16 protein-coding genes are annotated in these 14,591 nt (G+C 71.2%); 10 read left to right on the top strand and 6 right to left on the bottom strand.

What is annotated here, in order from left to right:
- Together R2E43_RS24520 and R2E43_RS24515 are read left to right on the top strand one after the other, a co-directional pair.
- On the top strand, positions 1-573 hold the full coding sequence (locus tag R2E43_RS24520; RefSeq protein WP_136207780.1) for a Uma2 family endonuclease: 573 nt from the start codon (positions 1-3) through the stop codon (positions 571-573).
- Positions 574-604: 31 nt separating this feature from the next.
- Positions 605-1,168, top strand: coding sequence for a hypothetical protein (locus tag R2E43_RS24515; RefSeq protein ID WP_319216140.1), 564 nt, complete (start codon positions 605-607; stop codon positions 1,166-1,168).
- Here R2E43_RS24515 and R2E43_RS24510 read toward each other — a convergent pair.
- Together R2E43_RS24510 and R2E43_RS24505 are read right to left on the bottom strand one after the other, a co-directional pair.
- Positions 1,113-1,319, bottom strand: a complete 207-nt coding sequence (locus R2E43_RS24510) for a DUF397 domain-containing protein (protein ID WP_164271911.1) — start codon at positions 1,317-1,319, stop codon at positions 1,113-1,115. The two genes, R2E43_RS24515 and R2E43_RS24510, sit on opposite strands and share 56 nt — an antisense overlap.
- 6 nt (positions 1,320-1,325) lie before the next feature.
- Positions 1,326-2,171, bottom strand: coding sequence for a helix-turn-helix domain-containing protein (locus R2E43_RS24505; RefSeq protein ID WP_109032828.1), 846 nt, complete (start codon positions 2,169-2,171; stop codon positions 1,326-1,328).
- Between the two features lie 209 nt (positions 2,172-2,380).
- On the opposite strand from R2E43_RS24505, the gene R2E43_RS24500 reads away from it, so the two are divergent.
- Both R2E43_RS24500 and R2E43_RS24495 read left to right on the top strand, forming a co-directional pair.
- A complete protein-coding gene (locus R2E43_RS24500) occupies positions 2,381-2,791 on the top strand; it encodes an ATP-binding protein (RefSeq protein ID WP_136207783.1) in 411 nt (136 codons plus the stop codon).
- 98 nt (positions 2,792-2,889) lie between these two features.
- Positions 2,890-3,399 (top strand): hypothetical protein, encoded by a 510-nt coding sequence (locus R2E43_RS24495; protein WP_109032826.1) that lies wholly within the window; start codon positions 2,890-2,892, stop codon positions 3,397-3,399.
- A gap of 63 nt (positions 3,400-3,462) precedes the next feature.
- On the opposite strand, the gene R2E43_RS24490 is transcribed toward R2E43_RS24495, so the two are convergent.
- A complete protein-coding gene (locus tag R2E43_RS24490) occupies positions 3,463-4,410 on the bottom strand; it encodes an RNA polymerase sigma-70 factor (protein WP_109032825.1) in 948 nt (315 codons plus the stop codon).
- A gap of 130 nt (positions 4,411-4,540) precedes the next feature.
- Here R2E43_RS24490 and R2E43_RS24485 point away from each other — a divergent pair, with 130 nt between their 5' ends.
- The 6 genes from R2E43_RS24485 (at position 4,541) to rbsD (ending at position 11,081) form a co-directional block, all read left to right on the top strand.
- Positions 4,541-5,026 (top strand): carboxymuconolactone decarboxylase family protein, encoded by a 486-nt coding sequence (locus tag R2E43_RS24485; protein WP_109032824.1) that lies wholly within the window; start codon positions 4,541-4,543, stop codon positions 5,024-5,026.
- A 162-nt stretch (positions 5,027-5,188) separates the two neighbouring features.
- Positions 5,189-6,232, top strand: coding sequence for a LacI family DNA-binding transcriptional regulator (locus tag R2E43_RS24480; protein WP_030866188.1), 1,044 nt, complete (start codon positions 5,189-5,191; stop codon positions 6,230-6,232).
- Positions 6,229-7,782: a sugar ABC transporter ATP-binding protein gene (locus tag R2E43_RS24475; protein ID WP_332056562.1), complete on the top strand. Its 1,554-nt coding sequence runs from the start codon at positions 6,229-6,231 to the stop codon at positions 7,780-7,782. The genes R2E43_RS24480 and R2E43_RS24475 overlap by 4 nt, the downstream gene beginning before the upstream one ends.
- Positions 7,772-9,727 (top strand): ABC transporter permease/substrate-binding protein, encoded by a 1,956-nt coding sequence (locus R2E43_RS24470; protein ID WP_003976053.1) that lies wholly within the window; start codon positions 7,772-7,774, stop codon positions 9,725-9,727. The genes R2E43_RS24475 and R2E43_RS24470 overlap by 11 nt, the downstream gene beginning before the upstream one ends.
- A 47-nt stretch (positions 9,728-9,774) precedes the next feature.
- Positions 9,775-10,695, top strand: coding sequence for a ribokinase (locus tag R2E43_RS24465; RefSeq protein ID WP_011028558.1), 921 nt, complete (start codon positions 9,775-9,777; stop codon positions 10,693-10,695).
- A complete protein-coding gene (gene rbsD / locus R2E43_RS24460; RefSeq protein WP_011028559.1) occupies positions 10,692-11,081 on the top strand; it encodes a D-ribose pyranase in 390 nt (129 codons plus the stop codon). The genes R2E43_RS24465 and rbsD overlap by 4 nt, the downstream gene beginning before the upstream one ends.
- A 188-nt stretch (positions 11,082-11,269) precedes the next feature.
- On the opposite strand, the gene R2E43_RS24455 is transcribed toward rbsD, so the two are convergent.
- Genes R2E43_RS24455 through R2E43_RS24445 form a run of 3 tightly spaced genes read right to left on the bottom strand, consistent with a single transcriptional unit; the run spans position 11,270 to position 14,453 of the window.
- Complete coding sequence (locus R2E43_RS24455) at positions 11,270-12,133, bottom strand: sugar phosphate isomerase/epimerase family protein (protein ID WP_332056561.1); 864 nt, start codon at positions 12,131-12,133, stop codon at positions 11,270-11,272.
- Positions 12,130-13,305, bottom strand: a complete 1,176-nt coding sequence (locus tag R2E43_RS24450) for a dihydrodipicolinate synthase family protein (RefSeq protein ID WP_189283031.1) — start codon at positions 13,303-13,305, stop codon at positions 12,130-12,132. Before R2E43_RS24450 ends, R2E43_RS24455 begins: the two co-directional genes overlap by 4 nt.
- Positions 13,302-14,453: a Gfo/Idh/MocA family protein gene (locus R2E43_RS24445; protein WP_332056560.1), complete on the bottom strand. Its 1,152-nt coding sequence runs from the start codon at positions 14,451-14,453 to the stop codon at positions 13,302-13,304. The genes R2E43_RS24450 and R2E43_RS24445 overlap by 4 nt, the downstream gene beginning before the upstream one ends.
- Positions 14,454-14,591 lie beyond the last annotated feature (138 nt).

Genomic DNA, 14,591 nt, shown 5'->3' with positions numbered 1-14,591 from the left:
ATGGACTACGCCAAGATGCGCGCCATCGCCGCAGAGCTCGGGGCCTACTCGGAGCAGCTCGAGGGGTCGTGGAGCGTCGAGATCGGACCCTCCGGTCCGATACTGGCGATGATGTGCCCGTCGAAACGACACGAGGGCACGGTCCGCCGCATCTGCAAGCAGTTGGACGCGCAACTGCCCGGCACCCACCCCGGCTACATCTGCGCGAACGGCCCCGAGATCGAGCACCCCGCCATCGGCCGCATGCGCCGCCCGGACGCCGTCGTGATCCCCGAAGCCACCCTCGACGAAGAGGGCCTGGCCGTCGACGCGACGCAGGTGCTGGCTGCCGTCGAGATCGTCTCGCCGTCCAACCCGAGTAACGACTACGACGAGAAGTTGGCCGACTATCCGGCCATGGGCATCCCGCACTACATGATCGTCGACCCGCGCACCGGCACGATCGAGGTGCACTCCGAGCCGTGCAAGGGCCGCTACAGCAGCAAGGAGCCGTACATCTTCGGCGACACGGTGCCGTTCGGTCCGTGGACGGTGGAGACGTCGGCGTTCCGCCGGTACGGCAGGGACGGCTAGCGCCAGTCTTCCGTCGTCCGACGGAGGGAACATGGGGCTGACTTACGGCTACGACGTCTATCTGCGCCCGCGGAACGTCGCCGGAGCGCTGGCCGCCGTGGCCGGGCTGGCACCCCCGTCCCGGGACGTGCCCCCGCTCGACGTCACGCTGCCCGGGGGCGAGCGGATCGTCCTCCCGTTCACGTCCGGCTTCGGCAGCGAGCCGGTCGACTGCTCCGCACGCGACACGCTGGACCTGGACACGTCCCTCATGTTCCCGGTCGACGACGTGGTGCGGGCGTACGGGGAGTCGTACGGTCTGCCGCCCGAGGAGGGCGGACGGGTCCGGATCGGGTACGTCTACCTGACGGTCCGGTTCCGATCGTTCCTGGATCCCGGATACGCCGCCCTGGAGTTCTGGGCGCCGACCTCCGGCATCAGCCGCCTGTTCGAGCGGTCGGCGAGCATCAGGAAGACGTTCACCGACCTCGCCGCCGCCGTCGGTGGCGTGTGCTGCCAGTTCGACCGGGGCGACGGCAGCCCCGGGGAGGTGTGCTGGGTCAGCGGGGAGGCGGGTTTCCCTCCGGCTCCGTCATCACCGACAGGAAGCGGGTGAAGGCGGCGCGGGGGAAGGTGAGGGTGGCCCGGGCGGGCGCCTTGGAGTCGCGGACGGCCACGCGGGTGGCCGAGGTGGCTATCTCCACGCAGTTGTTGCCGTCGCCGCCGCCGGAGTAGGACGACTTGCGCCAGGTGTCAGGGGTGGACACGGAGCCTCACAGTTCCTTGGCCAGTCTGTGGATGAGGTCACGCGACCGGCTTGGGTCGAGCGATGCATCCTTCACTCTACGGAAGACTGTTCGGAAGACGCCGAGTTGGGCCTCGGAATCGATGAAGCCGGTGCCGTGTGGTGCGTCGCGAACGGCCGTGTCCAGTCGGGGCACGCTCCCGCCGGCCAACATCATGGGGCTCCAGGCACCGCCGAAACCGTCCAGATCGAAGGGAATGACACGCACGCTGATGTGATCGGCTTCGGAAAGTTCCAGGACCCGGGCGAGCTGGGTTCGCGCGGTGACGCGATCGCCGACCCTGATACGCAGCGCCGCCTCATGGATGAGGGACTCGTACGGCACCGGGGCTTCGAGAACCACCTTCCGCTGCATCCGATGGCGAACTCGCAGCTCCAGCTCCGCGTGCGGAAGTTCGGGCACCCGGGACGAGAAGGCCGCTCGGGCGTAGTCCTCCGTCTGAAGCAGGCCCGGGATGAACAAGAACTCCACGTCCCGACGGAAGGTGGAGTGGTGTTCCAACTCGGCGATGTCCAGAAAGGGTGTCGGCAGGAGCCCTCGGTACTCCTCCCACCAGCCACGCGTCCGATCCGTCGCCATGACGACGAGGGCGTCGACGAATGCCTCGTCGGTGCAGGAATAGTGCGCCGCGAGACGACGCAGGCGCTCCTCACTCACGCCCGCGAGGCCGGACTCGATGTGACTGATCTGCACGCGGTTCACCCCGAGCAGTGCCGCCGCCTCGACGGCGGAGAGCCCTGCCGCGTCTCGTAGCCTCCGCAACTCGACCGCGAGACGCAACTGACGTGCGGTGCATTCCCGGCGCAGGACCATGCACGGCTCCCTGGGTTCAACGAGCCTCCCTGTGCGACCCGTTCGGGGCCAGATTAGTCGATCGGCTTGCTCCGTATGACATGTTAGCCCTACGGTCAGTGATGCGACGCACACCGTGCGAAACCGGAAGCGCACCGTTCCGTCCCGCCACGACGGCTCCGGCAATGCCACCGGTCCGCCCCCAACTCCCCACACACAAGGGAATCCTCATGCCCGAAAACGAACCCTGGGAGTACTCCCTCTACATCCCCAACGACCTGCGCGCCGTCACCATCAGCCGCCGTACCCTCCGCCTGGTCCTCACCATGCACGGCCTGATCCGCCTCGTCGACGTCGCCGAACTGCTGGCAACGGAGCTGGTCTCCAACGCCGTACGGCACACCAAGGGCCCCGCCGCCCTCCGCATCCGCTGGTCGCCGCCGGGCACACTGCGGATCGGGGCGTGGGACGCGGATCCCGAACCGCCCGAGCCGCCCGCGCGGTTCGAGAGGGTGGCGGAGCTGGAGGAGGGTCGCGGGCTGGCGCTGGTGCGGGCCTGCGCGGACGTCTGGGGGTGGCACCCGCTGGCCAGACACGGCAACCGGGGCAAGTACGTGTGGTGCGAGCTGGCGGCGGCCTGAGACCGGTCCTGTCACCCTGAAAAGTTGCAGGGCCACCCCGCGCAGCAAGCCCTTTAACGTGGGCGCCGTTGGGCCAGGCCGAACAAGAAGGGGCAGCAATGCGCATCAGAAACGTAGCCATCTCGCTGGGAATGGCAGTCGCGTTCACCGGGGCCTCCGTGACCACGGCGGGTGCATACGACAACTCGGATCTGTCGATCCAGAGCTGGGAGTACAACACCGGCGACTGCCCCTGCTCGAACAGCAGCGGCCTCGACTACACCGGCTTCAAGAAGGACGTGGGCGGCGAGGCCCTGAAGCTGGTCGTGAAGAAGAACGGCACCCCCGTGGCGCAGGTCGAGTTCCACCCGTCGGACGAGCTGCTGTACGTCTACGACGGCAAGAACGACGGCGACACGATCTACGTCCGGGCCCAGTGGTGGGAGGGCCTCAAGAAGGAGGCGACCTACTGGGCGCCGGGGACGTCCAAGGAACTCGACATGAACAAGGTCGAGATGGGAGCCGACGACGACCTCGACGAGGGCGAGGCCGTGTACTTCAGGCTCTACGACGACAAGGCCCTGACCGACCCGATCACCGACTGGTACGACTACATCGCGCACGCCTGAGAGGTCTGCCCACCGGCTGCCTGACGGAACAGGCGGCTGGTGGGCCGCGTGTGAGCCGGGCGCTCACCGGCTCAGGGTCGCCTCCTCACGCATGTACGACAGCTTCTCCGGGTTGCGCACCGCGTAGAGCCCGGTGATGCGGCCTTCGTCGAGGCGCACCGCCACCACGGTGTCGAGTTCGCCGTCGAGCCGGATGACCAGCGCGGGGTGCCCGTTGACCTGGGCCGGGTCCATCCTCATCTCCATGTCCAGCTTGACCAGGCCGCCCAGCATGAGGCGGGCCACCTTGTCGGCGCCGACGACGGGCCGCAGGACCGCCTGCTTGATGCCGCCGCCGTCGCCGAGCAGGACGACGTCCGGGGAGAGGATGTCGAGCAGGCCCTGGAGGTCGCCCGTCTCGACCGCGCGCTGGAAGGCCGCGAGCGCCTCCCGGGACTCGGTCGCCGAGACCGCCCCGCGCGGCCGGCGGGCCGCGACGTGCGCGCGGGCCCGGTGCGCGATCTGCCGGACGGCGGCGGGGCTCTTCTCCACCGCCTCGGCGATCTCGTCGTAGCCGAGGTCGAACACCTCGCGCAGCACGAACACCGCCCGCTCGGTCGGCGCGAGTGTCTCCATGACCAGCATCATCGCCATCGACACGCTGTCGGCCAGCTCGACGTCCTCGGCCACGTCGGGCGTGGTGAGCAACGGCTCGGGCAGCCAGGAGCCGACGTAGGACTCCTTGCGGCGGCCCAGCGTACGCAGCCGGTTCAGGGCCTGGCGGGTGGTGATGCGGACCAGGTACGCGCGCCGGTCGCGCACCGTGTCGAGGTCGACTCCCGCCCACTTCAGCCAGGTCTCCTGGAGGACGTCCTCCGCGTCGGCGGCGGAGCCGAGCATCTCGTAGGCGACGGTGAAGAGCAGGTTGCGGTGGGCGACGAAGGCCTCCGTGGCGCCGTCCTGTTCGCGGCCGCTGTTCTCGCTGGTCACCAGCTTCTCCCGTTCGTTCGGTTCCGGCGGTGTCTCGTGCACGGGACACCGGCCGCCGGGGTTCTGTGACACCCGTCGGTGGTGTCCTGGGTCACGTCCGCGCCCTGTCACAGGGTGCGGGGCGGCGGCGTCTTGTGTTCGTCACCGAGGCACCGAGAGCGAGGACGGGATCATGGACACCCGATTCAATCTGTTCGAGAACGAGTTCGCCGGTCGGTTCACGAAGCGGTTCGCCGGCATGGGCGTGCTGATGCACGAGTCGCCGCTGCCGAAGGCCACGCAGGAACTGGTCTCGCTGCGGGCCAGCCAGATCAACGGCTGCGGCCACTGCATCGACATGCACGTCAAGGAGGCCGCGGCCGCCGGGGAGAGCGCGGTCCGGCTGCACCTGGTCGCCGCCTGGCGCGAGTCCACCGTGTTCACCGAGGCCGAGCAGGCGGCGCTGGCCCTCGCCGAGGAAGGCACCCGGCTCGCCGACGCCCACGAGGGCGTGTCCGACGAGACGTGGGCGCTGGTGCGCAAGCACTACGACGACGACCAGGTCGCCGCGCTGATCTGCCTGGTCGCCATGATCAACGCGGCCAACCGGCTCGCCGTGATCACGCACCAGAAGGGCGGCTCGTACGAGGCGGGGATGTTCGCGGCGGCGGTGGGCTGACTGCCGCAGGCGGTCGGGGCGGCACCCGGGGCGACATCGCCGCGGGTGCCGCCCCTTTCTCCGGTCACGATTCCGTCTCGGCCCCACCGGACCCCTTGATTCCACTCGTGTAATCGTTTCCAATCCTCCGTGTAATCGATTCCACGAGGAGGTGGAACGACGATGGCGAGCATCAAGGACGTCGCCGCCGAAGCGGGCGTGTCCGTCGCGACGGTCTCCCGGGCGCTCAACGGCCACCCGTCGGTCAGCGCCGCCGCACGCGCCCGCGTGCTGGCCGCCGTCGAGACGCTGGGCTACCGTCCGAACGCCCTCGCCAGGTCGCTGCGCACCGACCAGACCCGCACCCTCGGCCTGGTCATCAGCGACGTGATGAACCCGTACTTCACCGAGCTGGCCCGTTCCGTCGAGGAGGAGGCCCGCGCGCTCGGCTACAGCGTCATCATCGGCAACGCCGACGAGCGGCCCGACCTCCAGGACCACCACGTCACCACGCTCCTGGACCGGCGGATCGACGGGCTGCTCGTCTCCCCCACCGACGGGGGCTCCCCGCGCATGCTGGACGCCGCGCGGGCCGGGACGCCGATGGTCTTCGTCGACCGGTGGATCCCCGGCGTGGACGTGCCCGTCGTCAGGTCGGACGGGCGGGCGGCCGTACGGGATCTCGTCGCGCATCTGCACGGGCTCGGGCACCGGCGGCTCGCGATCATCGCGGGGCCCGCCGCCACGACCACCGGACGCGAGCGCGTCGACGCCTTCCGGGAGGCGCTCGGCGCGTACGGGCTTCCCCTGCCCGACGCCTACATCGGCCAGGGCGACTTCCAGGCCGGCAGCGGGCGCCGGGTCACCGAGGGCTTCCTCGACCTGCCCGAGCCGCCCGAGGTCGTCTTCGCCGCCGACAACCTGATGGCCCTCGGCGCGCTGGACGCCGTACGGGCGCGCGGGCTGCGGGTCCCCGAGGACGTCGGGCTCGCCGCGTTCGACGACATCCCGTGGTTCGTGCACACCGATCCGCCGGTCACCGCGATCGCCCAGCCCACCCGCGAGCTGGGGCGGGCGGCCGTACGCGCGCTCGTCGAGCGGATCGCGGGGCGGGCCGGCGAGTCGGTGACCCTTCCGGCCCGGCTCGTCGTGCGCCGCTCGTGCGGCGAGCCGCCCTCCGAACCACACCCCCCGTCCCCGTCCCCCGTACGAAGGAGTACGCCGTGAGCAGCCGCAGTCCGGACGAGTTGCTGCGCATCGAGGGCATCCGCAAGACCTTCCCCGGCGTGGTCGCGCTCGACAGCGTCGACTTCGACCTGCGCCAGGGCGAGGTGCACGTGCTCCTCGGTGAGAACGGCGCGGGCAAGAGCACGCTCATCAAGATGCTCTCCGGCGCCTACACGCCCGACGCCGGGCGGATCCTGGCCGGTGGCGAGGAGGTGCGCATCCACGGTGCGCAGGACTCCGAGCGCCTCGGGATCGCCACCATCTACCAGGAGTTCAACCTGGTCCCCGACCTGACGGTGGCCGAGAACATCTTCCTGGGGCGCCAGCCCCGCCGGCTCGGCATGATCGACCGGAAGCGGATGGACGCCGACGCGGAGGTGCTGCTGAAGCGGGTGGGGGTCAACGTGTCTCCCCGTGCGCGGGTGCGTGAACTCGGCATCGCGCGGCTCCAGATGGTCGAGATCGCCAAGGCGCTCAGCCTCGACGCGCGCGTGCTCATCATGGACGAGCCGACCGCCGTACTGACCTCCGAGGAGGTCGACAAGCTGTTCGCCATCGTGCGGCGGCTGCGCGAGGACGGCGTCGGGATCGTCTTCATCACCCACCACCTGGAGGAGATCGCCGCGCTCGGCGACCGGGTCACCGTCATCCGGGACGGCAGGAGCGTCGGGCAGGTGCCCGCCTCCACGCCCGAGGACGAGCTGGTCCGGCTCATGGTGGGGCGGTCGATCGAGCAGCAGTACCCGCGCGAGCGGACCGACGCCGGTGAGGCGCTGCTCAAGGTGGAGGGGCTGACGAGGGACGGTGTCTTCCACGACGTCGGCTTCGAGGTGCGGGCCGGTGAGGTCGTCGGCATCGCGGGGCTGGTCGGGGCCGGGCGGACGGAGGTGGTGCGGGCGGTGTTCGGCGCCGATCCGTACGACGCCGGGACCGTGCACGTCGCCGGTGCGCCGCTGCGGCGGCACGACGTGAACGCCGCCATGGCCGCCGGGATCGGGCTGGTGCCCGAGGACCGCAAGGGGCAGGGGCTCGTCCTCGACGCCTCCGTCGAGGAGAACCTCGGGCTCGTCACGCTCCGGTCCACCGCCCGCGCCGGGCTCGTCGACCTCAAGGGGCAGCACACGGCGGCCGAGCGGATCGCCGGACAGCTCGGCGTGCGGATGGCCGGGCTCGGCCAGCACGTGCGCACGCTGTCCGGCGGCAACCAGCAGAAGGTCGTCATCGGCAAGTGGCTGCTGGCGAACACCAAGGTGCTGATCCTCGACGAGCCGACGCGCGGCATCGACGTCGGCGCCAAGGTCGAGATCTACCAGCTCATCAACGAACTGACGGCCGCCGGTGCCGCCGTGCTCATGATCTCCAGCGATCTGCCGGAGGTGCTCGGCATGAGCGACCGCGTGGTCGTCATGGCGCAGGGGCGCGTCGCGGGTGAACTCACCGCCGAACAGGCCACTCAGGACGCCGTGATGGCGCTCGCCGTCAGTACGCACACCGGCAACTCCCCGCACAGCGGCGGAACGGATGGAACGGAGGCCTCCCGTGGCCACTGACACGCTCAAGAGCAAGCCGGGCGCGCAGGGCGCCACGGGCGGTCTGCGCCGCCTGCTGCTCGACAACGGCGCGCTGACCGCGCTGATCGTCCTCGTCGTCGTCATGTCGGCGCTGTCCGGGGACTTCCTGACCGCCGACAACCTCCTCAACGTCGGCGTCCAGGCCGCCGTCACCGCGATCCTCGCGTTCGGCGTCACCTTCGTCATCGTCTCGGCGGGCATCGACCTGTCGGTCGGCTCGGTCGCCGCGCTGTCGGCCACCGTGCTGGCCTGGAGCGCCACCGAGGCCGGGATGCCGGTCGCGCTCGCGGTGCTGCTGTCCGTCCTGACGGGCATCGCCTGCGGTCTGGTGAACGGTTTCCTCATCTCGTACGGCAAGCTGCCGCCGTTCATCGCGACGCTCGCCATGCTGTCGGTGGGCCGCGGTCTGTCGCTGGTCATCTCGCAGGGCTCGCCGATCGCCTTCCCGGACTCGGTCTCGCACCTCGGTGACACGCTCGGCGGGTGGCTGCCGGTGCCGGTGCTCGTGATGATCGTGATGGGGCTGATCACCGCCTTCGTCCTCGGCCGGACCTACATCGGCCGGTCCATGTACGCCATCGGCGGCAACGAGGAGGCCGCGCGGCTGTCCGGGCTGCGGGTGAAGCGGCAGAAGCTCGCCATCTACGCCTTCTCCGGCCTGTTCGCCGCAGCCGCGGGCATCGTGCTCGCCTCCCGGCTCTCCTCCGCGCAGCCGCAGGCCGCGCAGGGCTACGAGCTGGACGCCATCGCCGCCGTCGTCATCGGCGGCGCCTCGCTGGCGGGCGGCACCGGCAAGGCCTCGGGCACACTGATCGGCGCGCTGATCCTCGCGGTGCTGCGCAACGGCCTCAACCTGCTGTCCGTCTCCGCGTTCTGGCAGCAGGTCGTCATCGGTGTCGTCATCGCGCTCGCGGTGCTCTTCGACACGCTGCGCCGCAAGGCGGGCGCGGTCACTCCGGCGGCCGGGGCGTCGGGGGGCGGCAACCGAGGCAGGCAGGCACTCACGTACGTGATCGCGGCCGTCGTCGCGGTGGCCGTGGTCGGCGCGACCTCGCTGCTGCACAACGGCTCCTCCGGCGGCAAGAGCCAGAAGATAGGGCTGTCGCTGTCCACGCTGAACAACCCGTTCTTCGTGCAGATCAGGAACGGCGCGGAGGAGGAGGCGAAGAAGCTGGGCGTGGACCTGACGGTCACGGACGCCCAGAACGACGCCTCCCAGCAGGCCAACCAGCTCCAGAACTTCGTCAGCGGCAGCCTGTCCGCGGTCATCGTCAACCCGGTGGACTCCGACGCGGCCGGTCCCTCGGTGCGCTCCGCCAACAAGGACGACATCCCGGTCATCGCCGTGGACCGCGGCGTCAACAAGGCGGAGACGTCCGCGCTGGTCGCCTCCGACAACGTCGAGGGCGGTGAGCTGGGCGCCAAGGCGCTCGCCGAGAAGCTCGGCGGCAAGGGCACCATCGTCATCCTCCAGGGCCAGGCCGGCACCTCCGCCAGCCGGGAGCGCGGGGCGGGCTTCGCGGCCGGGCTCAAGGCGTACCCGGGCATCAAGGTCGTCGCCAAGCAGCCCGCGGACTTCGACCGCACCAAGGGCCTGGACGTGATGACGAACCTGCTCCAGGCGCACCCGGACGTCGACGGCGTCTTCGCGGAGAACGACGAGATGGCGCTGGGCGCGATCAAGGCACTGGGTTCCAAGGCCGGCAAGTCGGTCCAGGTCGTCGGCTTCGACGGCACCCCGGACGGGCTGAAGGCGGTCCAGGACGGCACGTTGTACGCGTCGGTGGCGCAGCAGCCGAAGGAACTGGGCAGGATCGCCGTACGGAACGCGCTGCGGGCGGCCGAGGACAAGAAGGTGGAGCAGACGGTGAAGGTGCCCGTGAAGGTCGTCACCCAGCAGAACGTGGCGGGTTTCGAGGGCTGAGACCGGCCCGGCAGCCGGCGGGAACCACGCGAATCGGAGAACGACTGATGTACGACTACGACCTGCTGGTCGTCGGGTCGGCCAACGCCGACCTGGTGATCGGTGTCGAGCGGCGGCCGGCGGCGGGCGAGACGGTGCTCGGCTCCGACCTGGCCGTCCACCCGGGCGGCAAGGGCGGCAACCAGGCCGTCGCCGCCGCCCGGCTCGGCGCCCGTACGGCCCTGCTGGCCCGGGTGGGCGACGACGACTACGGGCGGCTGCTGCTGGACTCGCAGCGGGCGGCCGGTGTCGACACCGTCGGCGTGCTGGTGGGCGGCGCCCCGACCGGCGTCGCGCTGATCACCGTCGACCCGTCCGGGGACAACAGCATCGTGGTCTCGCCGGGCGCCAACGGCCGGCTGGCGCCGGGCGACGTCCGGGCCGCGGCCAGCCTCTTCCACGCCTCCCGGGTGGTCTCCACGCAGTTGGAGATCCCGCTGGAGACGGTCGTGGAGGTGGTCCGCTCGCTCGCGCCGGACAGCCGTTTCGTGCTGAACCCGTCGCCGCCGCGGCCGCTTCCGCAGGAGGTGCTGACCGCCTGCGACCCGCTGATCGTCAACGAGCACGAGGCGAAGGTGATCCTCGGCGACTCCCTGGTCGGCGAGCGCCCCGAGGACTGGGCCCGCGTCCTGCTGGCCAAGGGGCCGCGCTCGGTGGTCGTGACGCTGGGCGCCGAGGGCGCGCTGGTCGCGTCGGCGGCCGGGGGCGTGGTCCGGGTGCCGTCGGTGAAGGTGGACGCCGTGGACACGACGGGCGCCGGTGACGCGTTCACCGCGGCGCTGGCCTGGCGGCTCGGCACCGGCGAGTCGCTCGCCGACGCGGCGGCGTACGCGGCCCGGGTGGGCGCGGCGGCGGTCACGAAGGCGGGGGCGCAGGAGTCGTACCCGACGGCGGCGGAGGCCGAGGACCTGGGGGCCGGGGCACTGTGAAGAAGGCAGGCATACTCAACCGCCACCTCGCGGGGGCGCTCGCCGAGCTGGGCCACGGGGACGGCGTCCTGGTGTGCGACGCGGGGATGCCCGTTCCGGACGGGCCGCGCGTCGTCGACCTGGCCTTCCGGGCCGGGGTGCCGTCGTTCGCGGAGGTGGTGGACGGCCTGCTCGCCGAGCTGGTCGTCGAGGGCGCGACGGCGGCCACGGAGGTCCGGGAGGCGAACGCCGAGTGCGCCGCCCTGCTCGACGGGCTCTTCCCCGCGCTCGCACTCGTCCCGCACGAGCGGCTCAAGGAGCTGTCGGCGGGCGCGCGGCTGATCGTGCGCACCGGGGAGGCGCGGCCGTACGCCAATGTGCTGCTGCGGTGCGGGGTCTTCTTCTGAGGCTCCGCTTCTGCGGGCCGGAGGACCGGTGTGGAGAAGTTTGAGAGGGCCCGGTCGCCGACCGGGCCCTCTCGGGTTTCCCCTCCCCTTCGGAACGCCGTGGAATTTCCCCCCCGGGTACCCCCACGGGAGTTCCGATGCCAGGTACGACCCGCCGGAGTGCGGAAGGGTTGTACGGGTCGCCGGGATTATTTTCCGGGCGAGGTGTCCGCGACGTCTCCCGCGTGCGCGGCGAACCGGGCCGCCGTCTCGGCGAGCACCTCCCGTCCGTCCCGCGCCCACAGCCCCTCGTTGAACAGCTCGACCTCGATGGCGCCGGTGTATCCGGCCGCCTCGACGTACCCCTTCCACTCCCGCATGTCGATCGCGCCGTCCCCGATCTGACCGCGGCCGTTGAGGACGCCCTCGGGCAGCGGGGTCGTCCAGTCGGCGAGCTGGAAGGTGTGGATGCGGCCGCCCGCGCCGGCCCGGGCGATCTGCTCGGGCGCCCGGTCGTCCCACCAGATGTGGTACGTGTCGACGGTGACGCCGACCTGCTGGGCCGGGAAGCGTTCGGCGAGGTCCAGGGCCTGGGCGAGGGTGGAGACCACGCAGCGGTCGGCGGCGTACATGGGGTGGAGCGGTTCGATGGCGAGGCGCACACCGTGCCGTTCGGCGTACGGGCCCAGCTCCGCCAGCGCGTCCGCGATGCGCTCGCGGGCGGCGCGCAGGTCCTTGTCGCCGGCCGGGAGGCCGCCCGAGACCAGGACGAGGGTGTCGGTGCCGAGGGCGGCGGCCTCGTCGATGGCGCGGCGGTTGTCGGCCAGGGCCCTGGCGCGTTCGCCGGGGTCGAGCGCCGTGAGGAAGCCGCCGCGGCACAGGGTGGTGACGGTCAGGCCCGCGTCGCGGACCAGCTTGGCGGCGGCCTCGACGCCGTAGGCCTGCACGGGTTCGCGCCACAGGCCGACGTTGCCGATGCCCAGTTCACGGCAGGCGGCGGTCAGTTCGGGCAGGGAGAGCTGCTTCACCGTCATCTGGTTGATGCTGAAGCGCGTCAGGCCGGTGTCGCTCATGCGTTCACCCCGTACAGGGCGAGCAGGTTCCGCATGCGCTCCTCGGCCGGTTTCGGGTCGGGGAACAGGCCGAGTCCGTCGGCGAGTTCGTAGGCGCGGGCGAGGTGCGGCAGGGAGCGGGCCGACTGGAGGCCGCCGACCATCGTGAAGTGGCTCTGGTGGCCGGCCAGCCAGGCCAGGAAGACCACGCCCGTCTTGTAGTAGCGGGTGGGTGCCCGGAAGAGGTGGCGGGAGAGTTCGACGGTGGGGTCGAGCAGGGCGCGGAAGCCGTCCGTGTCCCCGGTGTCGAGCACCCGGACCGCCTCGGCGGCCAGCGGGCCCAGCGGGTCGAAGATGCCGAGCAGGGCGTGGCTGAAGCCCTGCTCGTCGCCCGCGATCAGCTCCGGGTAGTTGAAGTCGTCGCCGGTGTAGCAGCGCACGCCCCGCGGCAGGCGGCGGCGCAGGTCGATCTCGCGCTGCGCGTCCAGCAGGGAGACCTTGATGCCGTCGACCTTGTCGGGGTGGGCGGCGATGACCTCCAGGAAGGTGTCGGTCGCCGCGTCCAGGTCGGACGAGCCCCAGTAGCCCTCCAGGGCCGGGTCGAACATCGGGCCCAGCCAGTGCAGGATCACGGGTTCGGCGGCCTGGCGGAGCAGGTGGCCGTAGACCTCCAGGTAGTCGTCCGGGCCCTGCGCGGTGGCGGCGAGGGCGCGGGAGGCCATGAGGATGGCCTGGGCGCCCGACTCCTCGACGACGGCGAGCTGTTCCTCGTAGGCCGACCGGACGTCCGCGAGGGTCGCGGCGGTCGCGGCGGTCGCGGTCAGCTGGTCCGTGCCGACGCCGCAGGCGATGCGGCCGCCGGTCGCCCTCGCCTCGGCGGCGGAGCGGCGGATCAGTTCCGCCGCCGTGGGCCAGTCCAGGCCCATGCCGCGCTGGGCGGTGTCCATCGCCTCGGCGACGCCGAGTCCGTGGGACCACAGGTGGCGGCGGAAGGCGAGGGTGGCGTCCCAGTCGACGGCGGCGGGCCCGTCGGGGGTGGTGTCCGCGTACGGGTCGGCGACGACGTGCGCGGCGGAGAAGACCGTACGGGAGGAGAAAGCGCTTCCTGAGGTCGCCCGGAGCGCCGGCAGGGGCTCGGTGCGCGGCTCGTAGGCGCGCAGGGTGCCGTCGGCGCCCGGCAGGTGGAGGGTCACAGCGCGATCTCCGGTACGTCGAGGCGGCGGCCCTCGGCCGAGGACCTCAGGCCCAGCTCGGCGAGCTGCACGCCGCGGGCGCCGGCCAGCAGGTCCCACTGGTAGGGGGCGTCGGCGTAGACGTGCTTGAGGAACAGCTCCCACTGGGCCTTGAAGCCGTTGTCGAACTCGCCGTTGTCCGGGACCTCCTGCCACTGGTCGCGGAAGACCTCGGTGGCGGGGATGTCCGGGTTCCACACCGGCTTGGGGGTGGCGGAGCGGTGCTGGACGCGGCAGCCCCGCAGTCCCGCGACGGCCGAGCCCTCGGTGCCGTCGACCTGGAACTCGACCAGTTCGTCGCGGTTGACGCGGACCGCCCAGGAGGAGTTGATCTGCGCGATCGCGCCGCCGTCCAGCTCGAAGACGCCGTAGGCGGCGTCGTCGGCGGTGGCGTCGTAGGGCTTGCCCTTCTCGTCCCAGCGCTCGGGGATGTGGGTGGCGGTGAGGGCCTGGACGGACCTCACCCGGCCGAACAGCTCGTGCAGGACGTACTCCCAGTGCGGGAACATGTCGACGACGATGCCGCCGCCGTCCTCGCTGCGGTAGTTCCAGGACGGGCGCTGCGCCTCCTGCCAGTCGCCCTCGAAGACCCAGTAGCCGAACTCGCCGCGCACGGACAGGATCCGGCCGAAGAAGCCGCCGTCGATGAGGCGCTTCAGCTTGAGCAGGCCGGGCAGGAACAGCTTGTCCTGGACGACGCCGTGCTTGATGCCCTTGGCACGGGCGAGGCGGGCGAGTTCCAGGGCGCCGTCCAGGCCGGTGGCGGTGGGCTTCTCGGTGTAGATGTGCTTGCCCGCGGCGATCGCCTTCCTGATCGCCTCCTCGCGGGCCGAGGTCACCTGGGCGTCGAAGTAGACGTCGATGCCGTCGTCGGCGAGGACCGCGTCGAGGTCGGTGGAGATGTGGTCGAGTCCGTGGCGATCGGCCAGCGCCCTGAGCGCGTGCTCGCGGCGGCCGACCAGGACCGGCTCCGGCCACAGCACGGTGCCGTCGCCGAGGTCGAGGCCGCCCTGTTCGCGCAGGGCCAGGATGGAGCGGACGAGGTGCTGGCGGTAGCCCATGCGCCCGGTCACACCGTTCATGGCGATACGCACCGTCTTGCGTGTCACGTCATTCCCTTCGTACGAGCCATGCCGCAAGCCGCGGATCGAGCTCGAGCCGTACAGCAAGCGCTTTCTATGTAGAACGAAGCTAGCCTGTGACCGGTGGTCTGGACAAGACCGCGGCCGGGGCGAGTTGTTCGAGGG

The organism is Streptomyces violaceoruber, assembly GCF_033406955.1.
Classification (GTDB): domain Bacteria; phylum Actinomycetota; class Actinomycetes; order Streptomycetales; family Streptomycetaceae; genus Streptomyces; species Streptomyces violaceoruber.
Note: the sequence above shows the minus strand (reverse complement) of the source record. Positions and strands in the feature narration are given on the sequence as shown.

Excerpts from the sequence above, each read along its gene's own strand:
- R2E43_RS24520 (WP_136207780.1), top strand. The coding sequence starts at position 1 with ATGGACTACGCCAAGATGCGCGCCATCGCCGCAGAGCTCGGGGCCTAC.
- R2E43_RS24515 (WP_319216140.1), top strand. The coding sequence starts at position 605 with ATGGGGCTGACTTACGGCTACGACGTCTATCTGCGCCCGCGGAACGTC.
- R2E43_RS24505 (WP_109032828.1), bottom strand. The coding sequence starts at position 2,171 with ATGGTCCTGCGCCGGGAATGCACCGCACGTCAGTTGCGTCTCGCGGTC.
- R2E43_RS24500 (WP_136207783.1), top strand. The coding sequence starts at position 2,381 with ATGCCCGAAAACGAACCCTGGGAGTACTCCCTCTACATCCCCAACGAC.
- R2E43_RS24495 (WP_109032826.1), top strand. The coding sequence starts at position 2,890 with ATGCGCATCAGAAACGTAGCCATCTCGCTGGGAATGGCAGTCGCGTTC.
- R2E43_RS24485 (WP_109032824.1), top strand. The coding sequence starts at position 4,541 with ATGGACACCCGATTCAATCTGTTCGAGAACGAGTTCGCCGGTCGGTTC.
- R2E43_RS24480 (WP_030866188.1), top strand. The coding sequence starts at position 5,189 with ATGGCGAGCATCAAGGACGTCGCCGCCGAAGCGGGCGTGTCCGTCGCG.
- R2E43_RS24465 (WP_011028558.1), top strand. The coding sequence starts at position 9,775 with ATGTACGACTACGACCTGCTGGTCGTCGGGTCGGCCAACGCCGACCTG.
- R2E43_RS24455 (WP_332056561.1), bottom strand. The coding sequence starts at position 12,133 with ATGAGCGACACCGGCCTGACGCGCTTCAGCATCAACCAGATGACGGTG.